General features: G+C 60.7%; 21 protein-coding genes. 13 read left to right on the top strand and 8 right to left on the bottom strand.

The genetic code is table 11. The features are described 5' to 3' along the window. From EN884_RS00605 to EN884_RS00595, 3 genes are all read right to left on the bottom strand, one after another. Nucleotides 1-677, bottom strand: a 677-nt coding sequence (locus EN884_RS00605) for a cobalamin-dependent protein (RefSeq protein ID WP_206617545.1), incomplete at its 3' end; no start/stop codon positions are given. Beyond that, nucleotides 674-1747, bottom strand: coding sequence for an NAD-dependent epimerase/dehydratase family protein (locus EN884_RS00600; RefSeq protein ID WP_063170157.1), 1074 nt, complete (start codon nucleotides 1745-1747; stop codon nucleotides 674-676). The genes EN884_RS00605 and EN884_RS00600, both read right to left, overlap by 4 nt. Continuing rightward, nucleotides 1744-2850 (bottom strand): SDR family NAD(P)-dependent oxidoreductase, encoded by a 1107-nt coding sequence (locus EN884_RS00595; RefSeq protein ID WP_024502367.1) that lies wholly within the window; start codon nucleotides 2848-2850, stop codon nucleotides 1744-1746. The genes EN884_RS00600 and EN884_RS00595 overlap by 4 nt, the downstream gene beginning before the upstream one ends. A 205-nt stretch (nucleotides 2851-3055) precedes the next feature. Here EN884_RS00595 and EN884_RS00590 point away from each other — a divergent pair, with 205 nt between their 5' ends. Then, on the top strand, nucleotides 3056-3328 hold the full coding sequence (locus EN884_RS00590) for a hypothetical protein (RefSeq protein ID WP_063170158.1): 273 nt from the start codon (nucleotides 3056-3058) through the stop codon (nucleotides 3326-3328). Nucleotides 3329-3430: 102 nt separating this feature from the next. Here the strand turns inward: EN884_RS00590 and EN884_RS00585 are convergent, their stop codons facing one another. Then, nucleotides 3431-4087, bottom strand: coding sequence for a response regulator (locus EN884_RS00585; protein ID WP_082826656.1), 657 nt, complete (start codon nucleotides 4085-4087; stop codon nucleotides 3431-3433). A 271-nt stretch (nucleotides 4088-4358) separates the two neighbouring features. Here EN884_RS00585 and EN884_RS00580 point away from each other — a divergent pair, with 271 nt between their 5' ends. Further along, nucleotides 4359-7469, top strand: a complete 3111-nt coding sequence (locus EN884_RS00580) for a CheR family methyltransferase (RefSeq protein WP_063170159.1) — start codon at nucleotides 4359-4361, stop codon at nucleotides 7467-7469. Then, nucleotides 7466-7846, top strand: a complete 381-nt coding sequence (locus EN884_RS00575) for a response regulator (protein ID WP_063170160.1) — start codon at nucleotides 7466-7468, stop codon at nucleotides 7844-7846. Before EN884_RS00580 ends, EN884_RS00575 begins: the two co-directional genes overlap by 4 nt. A 422-nt stretch (nucleotides 7847-8268) precedes the next feature. Here EN884_RS00575 and EN884_RS00570 read toward each other — a convergent pair whose 3' ends face one another. Next, a complete protein-coding gene (locus tag EN884_RS00570) occupies nucleotides 8269-9447 on the bottom strand; it encodes a zinc-dependent alcohol dehydrogenase (RefSeq protein ID WP_063170161.1) in 1179 nt (392 codons plus the stop codon). A gap of 698 nt (nucleotides 9448-10145) precedes the next feature. On the opposite strand from EN884_RS00570, the gene EN884_RS00560 reads away from it, so the two are divergent. The 9 genes from EN884_RS00560 (at nucleotide 10146) to EN884_RS00520 (ending at nucleotide 14623) form a co-directional block, all read left to right on the top strand. Beyond that, nucleotides 10146-10412, top strand: coding sequence for a hypothetical protein (locus EN884_RS00560; RefSeq protein WP_063170162.1), 267 nt, complete (start codon nucleotides 10146-10148; stop codon nucleotides 10410-10412). Then, nucleotides 10409-10627 (top strand): hypothetical protein, encoded by a 219-nt coding sequence (locus EN884_RS00555; RefSeq protein WP_063170163.1) that lies wholly within the window; start codon nucleotides 10409-10411, stop codon nucleotides 10625-10627. The genes EN884_RS00560 and EN884_RS00555 overlap by 4 nt, the downstream gene beginning before the upstream one ends. Nucleotides 10628-10631: 4 nt before the next feature. Beyond that, nucleotides 10632-10847, top strand: a complete 216-nt coding sequence (locus EN884_RS00550; protein WP_063170164.1) for a hypothetical protein — start codon at nucleotides 10632-10634, stop codon at nucleotides 10845-10847. 176 nt (nucleotides 10848-11023) lie between these two features. Continuing rightward, nucleotides 11024-11497 carry a diguanylate cyclase gene (locus tag EN884_RS00545; protein WP_342030133.1) on the top strand — a complete coding sequence of 158 codons (474 nt, stop codon included), beginning with the start codon at nucleotides 11024-11026 and terminating at the stop codon, nucleotides 11495-11497. Between the two features lie 123 nt (nucleotides 11498-11620). Continuing rightward, nucleotides 11621-11851: a hypothetical protein gene (locus tag EN884_RS00540; RefSeq protein ID WP_082826657.1), complete on the top strand. Its 231-nt coding sequence runs from the start codon at nucleotides 11621-11623 to the stop codon at nucleotides 11849-11851. Between the two features lie 399 nt (nucleotides 11852-12250). Further along, a complete protein-coding gene (locus tag EN884_RS00535) occupies nucleotides 12251-12712 on the top strand; it encodes a hypothetical protein (RefSeq protein WP_063170166.1) in 462 nt (153 codons plus the stop codon). Continuing rightward, complete coding sequence (locus tag EN884_RS00530) at nucleotides 12709-13929, top strand: divalent metal cation transporter (protein ID WP_063170167.1); 1221 nt, start codon at nucleotides 12709-12711, stop codon at nucleotides 13927-13929. The genes EN884_RS00535 and EN884_RS00530 overlap by 4 nt, the downstream gene beginning before the upstream one ends. A 32-nt stretch (nucleotides 13930-13961) precedes the next feature. Further along, on the top strand, nucleotides 13962-14288 hold the full coding sequence (locus tag EN884_RS00525; RefSeq protein WP_335916772.1) for a hypothetical protein: 327 nt from the start codon (nucleotides 13962-13964) through the stop codon (nucleotides 14286-14288). Then, a complete protein-coding gene (locus tag EN884_RS00520) occupies nucleotides 14288-14623 on the top strand; it encodes a hypothetical protein (RefSeq protein WP_244506918.1) in 336 nt (111 codons plus the stop codon). The genes EN884_RS00525 and EN884_RS00520 overlap by 1 nt, the downstream gene beginning before the upstream one ends. A 30-nt stretch (nucleotides 14624-14653) precedes the next feature. Here the strand turns inward: EN884_RS00520 and EN884_RS00515 are convergent, their stop codons facing one another. The 3 genes from EN884_RS00515 to EN884_RS00505 form a co-directional block, all read right to left on the bottom strand. Further along, on the bottom strand, nucleotides 14654-14980 hold the full coding sequence (locus EN884_RS00515) for a hypothetical protein (protein WP_063170168.1): 327 nt from the start codon (nucleotides 14978-14980) through the stop codon (nucleotides 14654-14656). A 90-nt stretch (nucleotides 14981-15070) separates the two neighbouring features. Continuing rightward, the gene (locus EN884_RS00510; protein WP_013533177.1) at nucleotides 15071-15325 is read right to left on the bottom strand and encodes a DUF982 domain-containing protein; all 255 of its coding nucleotides are present in this window, start codon (nucleotides 15323-15325) and stop codon (nucleotides 15071-15073) included. A 152-nt stretch (nucleotides 15326-15477) separates the two neighbouring features. Beyond that, nucleotides 15478-15657, bottom strand: a complete 180-nt coding sequence (locus tag EN884_RS00505) for a hypothetical protein (RefSeq protein WP_024502377.1) — start codon at nucleotides 15655-15657, stop codon at nucleotides 15478-15480. Between the two features lie 163 nt (nucleotides 15658-15820). Here EN884_RS00505 and EN884_RS00500 point away from each other — a divergent pair, with 163 nt between their 5' ends. Continuing rightward, entirely contained in the window at nucleotides 15821-16564 is a 744-nt protein-coding gene (locus tag EN884_RS00500; protein WP_063170169.1) for a DUF4142 domain-containing protein, read from the top strand.

Raw genomic sequence — 16564 nt, 5'->3', positions numbered from 1 at the left:
GCATCACGGAAATCGATCTTGGCGCAGAAGCTGCAATTGTAGGGACAGCCGCGCGATGCCTCGACTTCCGCGCCGAACCCGACCTGATTGTCATCGAACCTGTGATGGTGGTGCGAATGGGCTGCGATCCAGTCCGCAGGCCATTCGAGGGGTGGATGATCGACAAACGAGCTGGCGTGGACGCCGCCGTTCGAAACCACCCTGGCATCCCGCAGATAAGCGGTTGAGGGCACTGCGCTCCAATCGTCGCGCCGGGCAAGTTGCTCGACGACTTCTTCGCATTCGCCGCGCACGACGATGTCGACGCCGAGCTTGCGCAAGGTTGGCGCCGGCGTGGCCGAGCCGTGCGGGCCGACGGCGACCGTGCGTCCACCGCGCCCGGCGAGAAGGTTGAGGAAATCGGCCGGCACGCGCAATTCCGGCGGTGCGCAGCGCCAGAACAGATAGGTCGGCGCGGTACTGACGACAGTCATTGCCGGGGCGAAATCGGCCACCCGCTCGCAAAGACCGGAATTGTCGAGCTTCTGCAACTGACCATCCAGCATCAGCACCTCATGTCCGGCGGCTTCGAGCAGGGCCTTCGAATAGCCGAGTTCCAGCGGCAGATGTGGTTGGCGGCAGCCGAAATAGATGCTGTCGTCGTAGGTCCAGAATGGGTTTACCAGAGCGATTTTCATGCGACGTACCTCACGGCTTCGGGGTGAGGCTCGAGCCGGTGGCGCTGCAGCCAGTCGGCTAGGTCGCGGACGCCTTCGCGCCATGAAACCTGGGCCATCCAGCCAAGCGCGGTTTTGATCTTGCGGGTGTCGGCGACGAAGAAGGGCTGGTCGCCGGTGCGTTCGCCATCATGGCGGATTGAAAGCTCATGGCCGGTCAGGCCACGGATCTCGCTCAACAGCGTGCGCAGGCTGAGCGCATTTTCCGGGCCGCCGCCAAGATTGAATGCCTGGCCTTTGGTCGTCTCGATGTGGTCGAGTACGGCCCTGTAGGCGGCGACGGCATCGGAAACATGTAGGATATCGCGCACTTGCCTGCCGTCACCGTAAATGGTGATGGGGCGTCCCGTCAGCGCGCTGAGCAGGAAGTGCGCGACCCAGCCCTGGTCCTCGGTTCCGAACTGGCGCGGTCCATAGATGCAGCTCATCCGCAGCACCGCCGTCGGCATGCCGTAGGATTTGGCGTAGTCGAGCACATACTGGTCCGCCGCGCCCTTGGAGCAACCGTAGGGCGTGCAGAAGTCCAGGCCCCGAGCCTCATCGATGCCGTTCGCCTGGATGACGCTGTCGCAAGGCACATAGCGGTCGCCGTCCTCGCGGACCGCGACGTCGGGCAGGCTGCCATAGACCTTGTTGGTGCTGGCGAAGACAACAGGAATACACTCACCGCTCAGTCGCGCCGCCTCCAGTACGTTGAATGTTCCGCGAAGGTTGATGTCGAAATCCTCGCCCGGCTGGACCAGGCTTGTGGTGACGGCGGTTTGCGCGGCCAGATGGAAAATTGCCTTTGAACCCGTCAGAGCCGGCGCCAAGGCGTTGGCGTCCCGCACGTCGATGGTCTCCACCGTGAGGCGACTGGCGTGTTTTTGCGCCAGCCATTCAAGGTTCTGCTGGACGCCCGGACGGCTGAGATTGTCGATCACCAGCACCGGTTCGCCATCCGACAACAGGCTGTCGGCGAGGTTCGATCCTATGAAGCCGCTGCCGCCGACGATGGCGACCGGCGCGTCGCTTCGATTGCGTGTGTTCATGACACCAGCCCGCGTTCTTCGAGCTCGCGTTTCATGTCGGCGCCGCGGTCGACGGCGGACGTGTTACGCACCCAGGAAACGAAATCGCCGAGCGAATTCTCCAGTTGCCGCACCGGCTCGAAACCGAGCAGCTCACGGGCCTTGGAAATATCGGCGAAGCAGTTGCGGATATCGCCGGAGCGCGCTTTGCCGAGCAGTTCGGGCGAGCGGTTCGGTGTCCCCATGGCCTCGGCCAGCAATCGTGCGACTTCGCTGATCGCGTAGGCTCGGCCGCTGCCGATGTTGATGACATGACCCTTTGCCTGGCGTTGCTGCAGTGCAAGGCGAAAGGCGCGGGCGACGTCATGCACATGGACGAAATCGCGCTTCTGTTCGCCATCCTCGAAGATCATTGGCCGTTGGCCGTTGGCGAGACGCGAAGCGAAGTTGGCCAGCACGCCGGTATAGGGGTTCGACAATGCCTGGCCGGCGCCGAAGACATTGAACAGGCGCAACGCGACAGCATCGATGCCATAGGCTTCGCCGAAGATCAGCACAGCGCGTTCTTGTGCGTATTTTGTCAGCGCATAGATTGAGGCGAGATCGACCGGCTTTTCTTCGTCCGTCGGCAGCGGCGAGAGGGGGGCTCCCTCTGGCGACAGCGGATTCCATTGCCCGCTTTTGATGTCGCTCGCCTTGCGCCGGGCATTGTCGATGCGCCGGCCGTCTGGCGTTGCATAGAGCCCTTCGCCATAGACGCTCATCGACGAGGCGACGACGATCCGTTCGACCGGGTGCTTGATCAGTGCTTCAAGTAGCGTTGCGGTGCCGAGATCATTGGCGCCGACATAGCGCGCGATCTCGTACATCGATTGTCCGACGCCGACTTCCGCCGCCAGATGAATGACCGCGTCAACACCTTCCAGCGCACTGGCGACCGCCTCCCGGTCTCGGACATCACCTTTGATCAGTTCGGTCCCGGCGGGAAGCGCGACGGCTTCGCCCGCATGCACCTGCTCCAGCAGCGCATCGAGGATGCGAACCGAATAATCCTGCTCGACGAGTTCCTGTGCGACATGCCGGCCGATGAAGCCGCAGCCTCCTGTAACCAATATGCGTTTCACGACGACTCCTCAGACAAGTAACCTCGGCGCCCCGAACTTTTCGGCAAAAGGTTTGTTCCCTTGCTTCAACAAAGTTCCTTTGGCGGACTTCGTTGGGCCGGCATCGCGATCACGGCGCGGTGCTGGAACATTGACGCCCTTGTGCTGTTAGGACGCCCGACAGCCCGCGTGTCCCATGGAGCAACGCCGATCAAAGGAGATTTCAATGTCTCAGTCGCAAACGACCACCGACCACGACGAAATTCGCAAGTGGGCCGAGGAGCGGGACGGCCGGCCGGCAGTGGTACGCACAAAAGGCGAGGGCGGCATCCTGCGGATCGACTTCGGTGAGCCTGAGGAAGCATTCGAGCCCATCGAATGGGACGAGTTCTTCCGGATATTCGACGAGAACGATCTGGCCTTTCTGTATCAGGCCAAGACTGGGGAGGGGAAAGCCAGCCGTTTCAACAAATTCGTCGAGCGCGATCAGAAGGGCTGATGACGCAAGCCAAGCGGCTGATCTGTACGGCCCAGTTGTCGAGATGTGGTCAACAATGACGGCCCCGCGGCTTAGCACTTCAGCCTGAGAGGGAGGGTAAAATTAATGCATCAGGTTTGCGCCGCGGGTTTTCGCCATCTCTCGCATGATGCCGTTGAGCCAGTTTTCAGTGGATTGACCAGGCTGTCTGCGGTCGACATCCCGGATCGCTTGCTCGAGCGTCCTCTCGACGAGCCGATCCGATGCGTCGACGTCTCCCAGCAAAAGGCGCGCCGCAAGTCGCAGTTTGGGCAAAAGCGCGAAGACGTCGTCGGACGGGTCCGGTCCGGGGGGCGCCCGCCCCGATTCCTGCGGGGGAAAGAGTGCGTTGAACACCGCCTGGCTGCCCGAGGATTTCCGCAGATTGCTGGCATAGCGGAGATGGTCGGGAATGGCGATGTCGTCATCGCCACTGAAGAACACGAAGGGGACACCCCGGCGCATCAACTCATCGGCGATTGGAAACACGCGTCGGCCATTGAGATTGACGTCGAGGATTGCAGCTTCGGCCGTCCCGGTGTGTTTGGAAGCCTGTTCGACGGTTGCAGCGGGACCAAGGATTATGGCGCCCATATTGCTGAAAAACCGCGCAAGATCTCCCGCCATCGTCCATTCGTCTTCAACTATCAGAATATGCAGCCCCCGCAGGTCGCGCACGTCGTCATCCTTTCTTGCAACGGAGGTTAGAATGCAGAGGATTTGCTTTCCGAATTCTGTCATCCAAGGCCGCCTGCAACCGCTTCGCAAGCATCAGCATGCGATCCGGGACGGGCCCCGCATCGGAATCTGCTAGCGATCCAGGCGCCCCTGACACCACTGGCGCTCGGAGTTTTATGTCAGCAGAGCGTTTCGTCATTGAACCACCATTGATATCGGGTTCAACGTCATCCCTGACGTCTTGTTCCATACCTCTTGCGCGCTATATGGTTGTGTCCTGTTCGATCCGGCCTTGAGGAGACTTCATGTCGGGTCGGCGAAAGGGGGACATGCCGTGACTGCCCGATCGACTAGATTTCCCATCGTTGGCATCGGCGCGTCCGCGGGTGGCATTCCCGCGATGGAAGGCTTGTTCAAAGGCGTTACCAGCCAGCCCGGCATGGCGTTCATCATCATCACGCATCTCAGCCCGAAGCGAGAAAGTCTGTTGCATGAAGTTGTCAGCCGCTACACCGAGATGCCTGTCGTTGTGGCCGAGGATGGCATAGCTGTTGTACCTGACCACGTCTACGTGATGCCACAAAACGTCACTCTGGCGATCGCCAACGGTGTGCTGCGCCTGCGGCGGCCCAACGGGCTTACCCAAGAGCGCAAACCCGTCGACATCTTCTTTAGTGCGCTCGCTGAAGACCAGGGCGAATATGCCGTGGGCGTCATTCTGTCGGGCGGTGATTCCGATGGAACGCTGGGCGCCAAGGCGATCAAGGAGCGGGGTGGCCTCACTGTCGCGCAAGCGCACGACGGCTACGGGCCGCGCAATCCCGATATGCCACAGAGCGCTATTGCCAGCGGGCTCGTCGACGTCGCTGTGCCCGCCGAGGAGATCGGGGCGAAGCTGGAGGCTTTCGCCCGCGGCTTCGACACGCTGGAAGGGCTGGCGGAAGAAGATGGCGACCATACGGCCGACATCGATAAGGTGCGAGAACAGATATACGCCATTCTGCGCAGCCACTCCGGCCACGACTTCTCGGGCTACAAGACCAAGACATTTCTGCGCCGCGTGAAGCGACGCATGCAGATCGCCCAGGTCCATTCCATCAGCGCCTATATAGACTGGCTGAAGAAAGATGCTCGCGAGGTGATGAACCTTTTTCGCGATCTGCTGATCAATGTCACCAACTTCTTTCGCGACCCCGATGCCTTCGAGTTGCTCGAGCGAAAGATCATACCGCAGTTGTTCGAAGGCAAGACCGCCAGCGACACCGTCAGGGTCTGGGTTCCCGGATGCGCCACGGGCGAGGAGGTGTTCTCTATCGGCATCCTGCTGCGCGAACACATGGAGAAGCTTACGGTCGTTCCGCGCGTCCAGATATTTGCCACCGACATCGACGAGCCTGCGCTGGCGGTGGCCCGGGCGGCACGCTATCCCGAAGCCTTGCTGCAAGGGCTTTCACCCGAACGCCGACAGCGGTTCTTCAACGGCGACGGAGAGAGCTATGTCATTAGCAACGAGATACGGGAACTGTGCATCTTCTCGCCGCACAGCGTCATTCGCGATCCGCCTTTCTCGCGCATGGATCTGGTCTCCTGCCGCAATCTGCTGATCTATTTCGGCCCGAGCATCCAGAGCCGTGTCATCCCTGTCTTTCACTATGCATTGAAGCCCGGCGGTTACCTGTTCCTCGGCACCTCCGAAAGCGTTGGGCAGCACGACAATCTGTTTGCCACTGTCGACAAGAAACATCGTCTCTTCCAGGCGCGCGAGCATGCCTCGCCGCATATCAGGCTGCCCGCCTTGATCGGTGAGAGCCGTTCCGGCGTCTTTCCCTCTGAAAGCGCCGGCTTAAGGAAGGGAGCCGCCGGTTATCCGCTGCGCCAGGCTGTCGAGGCGCAGGTGCTGGAGCGCTTCGCTCCGCCGCATGTCCTGGTCAACGCCGAGGGCGATGTCGTCTATTATTCGGCCAGGACCGGCAGATATCTCGAAGCGCCGCAAGGGATTCCCAGCCGGCAGTTGCTGACGATGGCTAGGCGTGGGCTGCGACTGGACCTCCGCGCCGCGTTGCGGGAAGCGACGACGACGCGCCGCACAGTGGTGCGGGAAAACCTCATCGTAGAGGAAGACGACGAACGGGTCCAGCCGATCAAGCTCACGATCGAACCGCTCACCGAACGTGGCAATGGCGAGCCGCTTTATCTCGTCCTGTTCGAACCGTCGGGGCCGACCCAGGCCCGCTCAGAGGAAGACGGCGGCGGCCGTGACAGTGACAGCACCGCCGATCTCGAGCGGGAGCTGCGCGACACCAGGGAGCGCCTGCAATCGACGATCGAGGAATACGAGACCGCGCTGGAGGAGGTCAAATCGTCGAACGAGGAACTCGTCTCCGTCAATGAGGAGGCGCAGTCCACCAATGAGGAACTCGAAGCCTCGAAGGAGGAGATGCAGTCGCTCAACGAGGAGCTCAACACGATCAACGCCGAGTTGACGGCCAAGATAGAGGAGCTCGACCACGTCAACGGCGATCTGCGCAACCTGTTCGAAAGCACCGACATCGCGACCATTTTCCTCGACCGCAGCCTTGTGGTCCGTACCTTCACGCCGGCGGCGTCATCCTTCTTCAGCCTGCGTCCCTCCGATGTCGGCCGGCCGCTGACGGATCTGTCTAGCCAGCTCGACTACCCCGAGCTGAAGCAGCACATCGACAAGGTTTTCGAGACAGGCGAGATCCTGAATCACCATCTGGCACGCGATGCCAGGGGCCTGTTCCACATGGTCCGCATCAATCCCTATCGCGACAAGGGCAACAGGATCCAGGGCGTGGTGGTGACACTTGTCGATGTCACCACTCTGGCACAGGCGGAAGAGCATCAGCAGGTGCTCATCTCTGAACTCAACCACCGGGTCAAGAATATGCTTGCGGTGATCGCCAGCATTGCAAGCCGCACGCGGGAAAGTTCTGATACGAAGGAGGAGTTCGCGGATGCGCTGATCGGTCGCCTGCATGCCATGTCGCGGGCCTACGGCCTGCTGACCCGGGAGAGATGGAAGGAAGCCTCGGTCAGGGAACTGCTCCAGCAGGAGCTCGAACCATTCGGCATCGAGCGGATCGAACTCGATGGCGAGGATGTCAAACTAGGTCCGCAACAGGGGCTTTCCCTCAGCATGGCCATTCATGAACTGGCCACCAACGCGGCCAAGTACGGCGCTTTGTCAAAAACCGACGGCAAGGTCAGTGTGCAATGGTCGATCGAGGAGGACAGTTTCACATTTGGCTGGCGCGAAAAGGACGGCCCTGTTGTCAAGGCGCCCTTGGACAATGGTTTTGGCCTGACACTGCTGCAGGGAGAAATTGGTTACAGGCTCGGCGGCCATGTCGAGACCGCGTTCCACAAGGACGGCCTCAGCGTCCAGATCGCGTTTCCAGCAAACCACAAGGAGGCGCCGTGAGCGACGACAGGCCGCGCGTTCTGGTGGTCGAGGACGAATGGCTGATCGCCGAAGACGTCGCGTCTCGCCTGCGTGCGGCGGGTTATCCCGTGATCGGCCCGGTCTCGTCGGTCGCCGCGGCTCGTCAACTTATCGATGCAGGCAAAGTCGACGTGGCGCTGCTCGACATTCAATTGAACGGTGAAACGAGTCTGCCCGTAGCCGAAACATTGCTGGCTCGCGGCGTCCCCTTCGCCTTCATGACCGGATTTGGGCCGCGTGATGTTCCCCAACCCTTCCGAAGCTGCAAATTCGTGCCAAAGCCGGCAGGCGACGCTGCCCTTCTCAACACCCTGGCCGACCTGGCATTGCTTCGTCCCGACACGCACTCGTCGTGATTTCAACAGCCGGTTTCGATCAGTCCAGGGGCTTGTCCGTCGGCCGAGGCGTGGTGCTCGCCTGACGCGGCCGCCCGGCGTTGCGATTGGCAACCGGATTGTCAAGCGGCGCGGTCGACGGCCGGGATGTGCCTGCGGTTTTCGGCGTCTCCGGCTTGCCACCGGCATCCGTGTCACTGGCGTCCCGTCTCGGGTGCGGCAGACCATCGGCGTTCGGAGACCGGACGCTGGGTTTCGATGTGGAACTCTCATTGCTCATGGCAGCACCTTTCTTTGCATCGGGTGGGGCACGGTAGTCCCGCCGCTGTGAAGTCTGCAGGTCAAACCGTCGCCGCGATCGAAGGTTCCAGGTGCCAACGGGTCCATTGCGATCCACGGCCGCCGACTTACTCAGGGCAGACCTGGTGCGAGAGCCCGACACCTCAACCATGCGGCCGCATCACCACCTTGATGCAGCCATCCTGCTTGTCACGGAACGTCTTGTAGAGATCCGGCCCGGCTCCGAGATCCGCCCGGTGCGTGATCACGAAGGAGGGATCGATGTCGCCCTTCTGGACTATGTCCAGGAGCGGTTCGAGGTAACGCTGAGTATGGGTCTGACCCATCCGGAAGGTCAGGCCCTTGTTCATGGCGGCGCCGAACGGAATATGATCGACGAGACCGATATAGACGCCGGGCACCGAGATGGTGCCGCCTTTGCGGCAGGAGTAGATTGCTTCGCGCAGTACATGCGGCCTGTCGGTGCCGAGGTAGACGGCGGCCTTGACCTTGTCGAGCATGGCGTCGGCACTGGCGCCGGGATCCGACTCGGTACCGACACAGTCGATGCAGCGATCAGGACCGCGGCCATCGGTCATCGCCATCAAGGCGTCGTAAATATCGGAGTTGCTGAAGTCGAGCGTCTCGGCCTTGCCGTGCTCGCGAGCCATCGCCAGCCGCTCCGGCACCTTGTCTATGGCAATAACGCGGCCGGCGCCGAGCATCCATGCGCTTTGGATGGCGAACTGGCCGACCGGACCGCAGCCCCAGATAGCGACGGTATCGCCTGGCTCGATGCCGGCATTTTCAGCCGCCATGTAGCCAGTCGGGAAGATGTCTGAGAGGAACAGCACCTGTTCGTCGTCCATTCCTTCGGGCACCTTTATCGGACCGACATCGGCGAAAGGGACTCGCAGATATTCGGCTTGCCCTCCCCAATAGCCGCCGACCAGATGCGAATAGCCGAACAGGCCCGCCGGGGATTGTCCCATCACTTCGGCGGCCTGTTTGGCATTGGGATTGGACCTGTCGCAAAGCGAGAACAGCCCCTTCTGGCAAAACCAGCATTCGCCGCATGAGATGTTGAACGGCACCACGATGCGGTCACCCTTCCTGAATTTCGAATGGCCGCGGCCGACTTCCACGACCTCGCCCATGGTCTCGTGTCCAAGCACGTCGCCCGATTCCATGGTCGGCATATATCCGTTCATCAGATGCAGGTCCGAGCCGCATATGGCGCAGCAGATGACCTTGATGATGACGTCGCGATCATCCTCTATAGCGGGATCAGCCACCTGGTCGCATCGGATGTCGCCTTTGCCGTGCCATGTGAGCGCTTTCATGAGGTTGCTCCTTGTTGGAAGAAGGTTGGAAGGCAAATCGTGTAAAAGGCACCGTCTGAGCGTCTGCAGCAATCCGTCGATATACAGGTCAACACATAGGAGTTGCTGCCGTGATGCCCGATTGTTCAGTCTTTGGATGCGGAACCCGGCTCGGCCATCTTGCGGTGCTGTTCAGCCAGCGTGCCTGCCGGCATCACATGCGCCGCGGCGACCTGCAGCTTGTTCTCCAACTGCTGATGACTTGTTCCTCGCCGGCCATCTCGCCTCGTAACCGGCTATGACTACATCGGTGGGATTGTCCTTCTCATCGGTGCCGACCTTGCCCTCACCACGGCCAACTTTTCATTCGTCATAACGTCCTCCGAATTTCGCTTCGGCCGAACCACCATCGAGGCTGATTGTTCCGTACGGATAGGATTGAATGGGCGGCTTTATGCCGGCCATGAAAAGCGATTTTGTTCTGGGCACATTCGACTGTGAACAACTCATGATGGCGGTGGAACAACTCAAGTTTGTGCGAGTTCGGTAGCCGTGCAGCGTCATCGCTCCCCTTGTTTGATGCTGCACGGTCGGGTTCCCTCAGCCTGATCAGCCCGCGCGCCCTCGCGGCAGCGCGGGCTTTCTATGGGCAGGGCGCCATGTTTTAAATCTTTGGAACAACGTACCCGTTCAGCAGTTCGGCGTGCAGGAGGAACAAAATGCAATTCGCGGAAGAAATCGCGCTCAGGCGCGTAAAGATGCTGGTCGAACAATATGTTGTCGCCAGGAGCAGGAGATATGATTTCGTCTCGACCGAACTCGCCTGTAAGGCCATCCGCCAGGTCGTACGAAGCCCGATCGAGGACGCCGAACTGGACCATCTGCTGGCCAGAAGCGCCGTCAAACAAGGGCTGTCGGTGCGGTTCGACCGGATAGGTCATTGGCAGGCGGCTTCGCCCGAACTCAGCCAGGAGAAATCAGCATGAGGGCAGTGCTTTTGATGTCGGCCGCATTGCTCGCCTTGGCGGCGTGTAATGACAATGCCGATCCAGCCAAGTCCAAGACGGATACCACGAACAGCCAACCGGTCGACAAGAATCCCACGACGGACACCAACCCGACACCGCAGACCAGCACCGGCGGCGATCAGCAAGGTACGCAGCCAGCCCAGCCTGCATCTCCCAAGCCAAGTGGCGGCTAGGCCTATGGAGCGACGCAACGCGATAATCTCGCTGGTGATAGCCGCAGTCATCATTGTCGGTTTCGTCGTCGGCTTTTTCTACATTGATATGGGCTGGCAGACCTCGCCGCTGAAACGCGCGCCTGAACAGAACCAGGGTGGCAACGCCCCGGCGGATACCTCACCAGCCGCGGGCGTCCAGAAGAATCCCAAGGAAAACACCGAAATGCCTGGGCAGTGATCGACAGCTCGTCTCTGAGTAGACCTCGAACCAAGCCAGACGCGTTTATGCTGTCAGGTCCCACCGTGCTGATCCTTATGTACTTTCTGCTTCCCGTCTGGCTTGTCGCTGGCTTTGCAGACTGGCTTTGCCACCGCGCCTCACATATCGAGTCGACCACGGGCGCCAAGGAATCCTTGATCCATCTTCTGATGTTCGCCGAAGTAGGCGTGCCGTTGCTGGCAGCCATGTTCCTCGAGGTGAATGCCTTGGTCATCGCTGTCATGATCGTCACCTTCTTCATCCACGAGGCGACGGCGATGTGGGATGTACGCTATGCAACCACGGCGCGCAGGGTAACGCCGATCGAACAGCATGTGCACAGCTTTCTGGAAATGATCCCGCTGATGGGCCTGGTCAGCGTCGTCTCCCTCCATTGGACGCAGTTTCTTGCGTTGTTCGGGGCGGGGCCGGAAACCGCGCGCTTCGATATCGTCTGGAAATCGCAGCAGTTGCCACTGATCTATATCGTCTGCGTGATGGCCGTGATCGTACTTTTCGAGTTGCTTCCGTATGTGGAGGAATTCGTCAGGGGCTTACGGGCCAATGCCGGGAGGCTGATCCCGCCGAAAGCCAGGCGACGCGACCCGGGCCACACGACGTTGCGGTGATGGGGCGGTCTGAAACGATGCTTCCTTGACCACAAGTACTCAGCGGTCTGAGCGCCGTCTCGCGCGGAACATCTCTGCCGGACTGGTCATTAACAGAACGGGAGAGGACAGACATGGAGCGTGATGATGAGCATCCTTTCCGACCTCGACAAAAAGCTGACGGACAACATGTATGAACATGCCAGCGAACTCACGGATGCGGTGGCGGACCTGCCGCCGGAACTCGTTGAAAGCGTCGACCGGCTAATGCCTTTCATCCAGCCCGAAGCGCGCGAGACGGTGAGAAATCAGGTTTTCGGCCTGATCCACGAATACAGGATCGTGGCCCCTCGCAGCCCGGCCGATCAGGATTGACCTACCCGTTCTGGTCTATCGCGTGAGGCGCGGGTTGGCTGCCGCCATCGTTGCTTGCTCTATGGCCGCCGAACCACAGCCAAGCCGCGACGATCACGACTGCCACGATCACTATCCAGGATATGAGACGAGGCATTGCGGGATTCTCCGTGCCAGCAGTCCATTCACGTCGACGTGATGATCAGGACGGAATTGAAGTCGGCTCCGCCGCCTCCTTGTGCTCCTAATTCCGCACGCGATCCTTTGTTCCGCTTGAGTTGCGGTGGCCGGCTGAGATCTGTCGCGTCCACATGCCCTGCAGCCGCCCCGCCGGATGGGCTTTCGTTGACGCGCCCGCTGAACGCTCTAGGTCAATTCAAGCCGACCACCGCTCGTTCGGCACTAGGGGAGACTATTCTTGTGGCGCACCAAACGCCGAATTTGATCCTCAGCGGCCGTCATTTCCGGCTGGATTGTTTGTGCTTGCTGTTGCTGTTGTGCGTGTCGGCGGGATGCTCGTCTTCCGACGAGATCGAGCAGCAATCACGAACAGCGGCTTCCGCGGCACAGACCGCATCGATGTTGCTCGACGCTTGGATGGGCGGCGCGGCGCCGACCGCATACACGGTGGACACGCTGCAATCGATCGCCAAGACGCTCGTAGATACGGGGGCGCAAATCCGGTCCGCCGAAACCAGTGAACCCACCGAGCAAGCTTCTCTGACAAAAGCAGTCAATGATTTGTCGGTCGCGGTGACGCGTGCCGAGGCCGGACTGCAGGCAGATGACCGGCTGGAAGTCCAAGACGCGCAACAGGATTTACGGCTGGCGTCGCGTGCGCTCGCTGCCGCCTACGCCAAGTATTTCGCGCCGAAGCCATGAAAAAGCTCATGGAAATATCCCTCGGCGTCGTCACCAGCGTCGGCGGCTTCCTCGAAGTTGGGTCCATGGCGACGGCGGCGCAGGCAGGCGCGATGTTTGGCTTCCAGTTGATCTGGGCGGTGGTGCTTGGCACCGTCTGCATCATCTTCCTTGTCGAAATGTCCGGCCGGTTCGCGGCCGTGAGCCATCACACGATCTCCGACGGCATCCGCGAAAGGTTCGGTTTCAACGTCTTTCTATGGCCGTTGCTTGCCGCCTTGCTGGTCAATTTCCTGGTGCTGTCCGCCGAGATCGGCGGCGTTGCCATTGCGCTCGAACTTGCCACGGGCATAGGCTTCCAGTGGTGGGCACTGCCGGTGGCTTTGCTGGCGTGGCTGCTGCTCTGGAAAGGCACGTTCGGCGTCATCGAGAAGGGCGTGTCGTTTCTCGGTCTGGTGACGCTGTGTTTCGTCGTCGGAGCGGTGATGCTGAGACCTGATTGGACGGCAGTCGCAAGGGGCGCCGTGCCTTCGCTGCCGGTCCACGATGCCGCCAATTACTGGTTCATGGCGGTCAGCATTCTGGGCGCCTCGATATCGCCCTACCTGTTCATGTTCTATTCCTCGGGGGCCATCGAGGACCGGTGGGACAAAAGCTATCTCGGCGCCAATCGGGCCATAGCGGGGTTGGGCATGACCTTCGGGGGCACCATCTCGATCGGCGTGTTGATCGTGGCCGCTCTCGTGCTCGCCACGCATGGCGTCACCCAGGTGGACGACTATCACCAACTGCCGTTGATGCTGATCCCCATATTCGGCTTCTGGGGCTTCGTGCTGTTTGTTGCTTCTCTCGCCATCGCCTGCTTCGGCGCTGCGCTCGAGGTCGGGTTGCAACAGGCCTATCTTGTGGCCCAAGGGTTCGGCTGGAATTGGGGCGAGGATCGCAAGCCGCGCGACGATCCGGGTTTCAGCGCCATCTACACGATATCATTACTGTTGGCGGCTATTCCCATCGCGCTTGGTCTTGACCCGCTGAGGCTCACCATCTTTTCCATGGCGCTGACGGCTGCCAGCCTTCCGCTGACCGTCGTTCCGTTCCTGTTTCTGCTGAACGACAAACGTTATGTCGGCGAGCATCGCAACGGCATTTTGTCAAATGCCGCCGTCATCTTCATCATCGCGCTTGGCTTCGTACTGGCGGTGGTGACCATCCCGCTGCAGATATTCGGAGGCACATGATGAAGTTGCTGCGTGATCTCCTGGACAAGCAGGTGGTCGACCGCGAGCAGGTCAAGGTCGGTAAGGTCGACGGTTTGGTGGCGCAGTTGCGGCCTGGCAAGCCGCCTCGGATCATTGCCATCGAGCTCGGCTCCATCACCCTGGCGCGTCGCCTCGGCGCACGGCCCGGGCGCTGGATGGCGCGGCTCGCGGTCAAGCTGGGCGGCACGCAGCATGGCGAACCTCATCGGATCGCTTGGCGCAAGGTGAAAGATATCGGCATCGATATCGAGTTCGACATCGATGTGCGAGAAACGTCGATCTTCGCCTGGCAGGACTGGTTGCGCGACCATATCATCGGGCGCATTCCGGGAGCTTGATGATGATTACGGTCAATCTCGAGCATCTGGCGGGGCGGCGCGTACTCTCGCAGCGCGGCAAGAATGTCGGTTATATCGAGGAGATCCGCGCCGAACGGGATGGTGACGATTTCGTCGTCACCGAATTCCACGTCGGGGTCTACGCTGCTTTCGAGCGTCTTTCGGCCTCGGCCATAGGCGTGGCGGTGCTGGATCTTTTCCGATTACGCCGCCGCGACGGTCTATACCGCATTCCTTGGGACAAGCTCGACATCTCCGATCCCGCGCGACCGCGGCTGCTGTGCCCAATGACTGAACTCTCAGGCATGAAGGACGCGCCGGACCTCCAGGAATAGGTCGTGGGTGCTGCATCGTCGGGATTAGTCTCAGCGCAGCATGCTTGCCGCCAGGAAGACCACGGCTGCTGTCAAAACGACAGCTGCAATCACCAACACCGGCCAGTTGCCGCCAGGCCGCAGTTCCGGCTCGCCTTCGACCGGACGCATGGCATTGGCAAAGCTGGCATCGTTTTCGAATTTTGGACGAGTGCGCGGCGGACTTGTCTCAGCGACCGGATTTTGTGTGTCCGCGGCCTCTGCGTCTGTCTCAAGCGGGGCAATGGCGGGATCGAACCCCGGCGTCTTGTCGTGCGTTGCTCCTGCCTGAACTTCGCCTCTGGCCGCGGCAGCCGTGAGACCTGTAACCTTAGCCATAATCTCTCCCCTTCGAACCGATCTCGGCAGTATCGCACTTGCAGGCGCCGGCGGAACCAAGCTTGCATGCGCTGAGGCGACCCACCACGGTCAGACTTGCTCGCTCAGCAGAATCCTGGCGTCCTTGGCCGCAACGATGAACGCCTGTCGTGCCGCCCTTGTCGGCTTTTCGCCTCGCATGACGGCAAGGCACGCTCTGATCGCGGCAAGACGCCTCTCGGATGTCGGCTTTGGCCAGTCCCGCAGCAGCACTTCGGCTGCGTCCGACACCGAAACCACAACCCTGTCGCGGTCTATCCGGCCAGGTTGAATGACAATCGGCTTTCTGAAATGTCCAGTACGCACATGCCTCTCCAGCGGGATGCACTCTATTCGACACGCCGCTGCAAGACTGCGCGTCGCGACGCGCTTTAACTCCGCAACCGTCGATTTGTTCCAGAGCACCTGGCGTTTGAAACAACTAGCCGTTGGCCGTCCGTGCGCGCCCGTCCCAAGACTTACAACAGGTCCTTGCGAAGGAAGATGCGTGCGTGCCCTGGAATTCCGAATTCGACTTTGCCGAATTCCTCGAACCCATGCTGCATGTAGAATAGCGGCGCCTGGAAACTGCTTGTCTCGACCACGGCTTTTTTGCAGCCACGCTGGTTCATGGTGCCGGCGTTCCTGTCGCCTGTCACTTCTCCACATTTTCCGTCGATGTGGCAGATCTCACGCGAGATAGTCCGGCAGCCTCATGCGTGGATCGTGGTGCTGCCGGGCCTGCAGGCATGTCGTCTGGGTATCGGAACAAAGCGCATCTTGGCCTGTTAGGGCGACGCATCCCAGGCAAGGACAAAGCCGATGAAAACACGACAATTTTTCGCATCGCTCGCCGCTGCTTCCATTTTTCTCGCCGTGCCTGCTTTTGCTGCCGACAGCGCCCAGGCCTTCGTCGACAAGGCTGCCATCGGCGGCAAGTTCGAAGTCGACTCGAGCCAGATTGCCTTGGGCAAGGTTCAGGACCAGAGCATCAAGGACTTCGCCCAGATGATGATCCGCGATCACGGCGCGGCCAATGCCAAGCTGGCAACGGTGGCCGGCGAACAAAAATTGAAAGTGCCGCCGGCGCTTGATGCCCAGCACCAGGGCGATCTCGACAAGCTCAAGAATGCGCAGGCTCCGATCGATCCAGCCTATGTCGACATGCAGCGCAAGGCGCATGCCGACGCCGTCAAGCTGTTCGAAACCTATGCCAGCGGCGGCGACAACGCCGGGCTCAAGACATTCGCCCAGCAAACGGTCGATACGCTGAAGACGCACCAGCAGATGATCGAAAAGATCGCAGCCGGGCAGGACGCCATCACGGGAGCGACAACACCGGCGGTGAAGACCGACAATACCCCCAATGCCGCCGCTCTCGTTCCCGGCGCAAACAGCTTCACCGAAGCCCAGGCCAAGAGCCGCATCGAGGGTGCAGGCTATACCAACGTGTCGAAGCTTACCAAGGACGACCAGGGCATCTGGCGGGGCCATGCCACCAAGGCAGGCGAAAGCCTCGCCGTCGGCCTGGACTATCAGGGCAACGTCGTTGCCGCCAGCAAGTGA

Origin of the sequence: Mesorhizobium sp. M7A.F.Ca.AU.001.01.1.1, assembly GCF_004022735.1 — a bacterium.
Taxonomy (GTDB): Bacteria; Pseudomonadota; Alphaproteobacteria; order Rhizobiales; family Rhizobiaceae; genus Mesorhizobium; species Mesorhizobium ciceri.
Note: the sequence above shows the minus strand (reverse complement) of the source record. Positions and strands in the feature narration are given on the sequence as shown.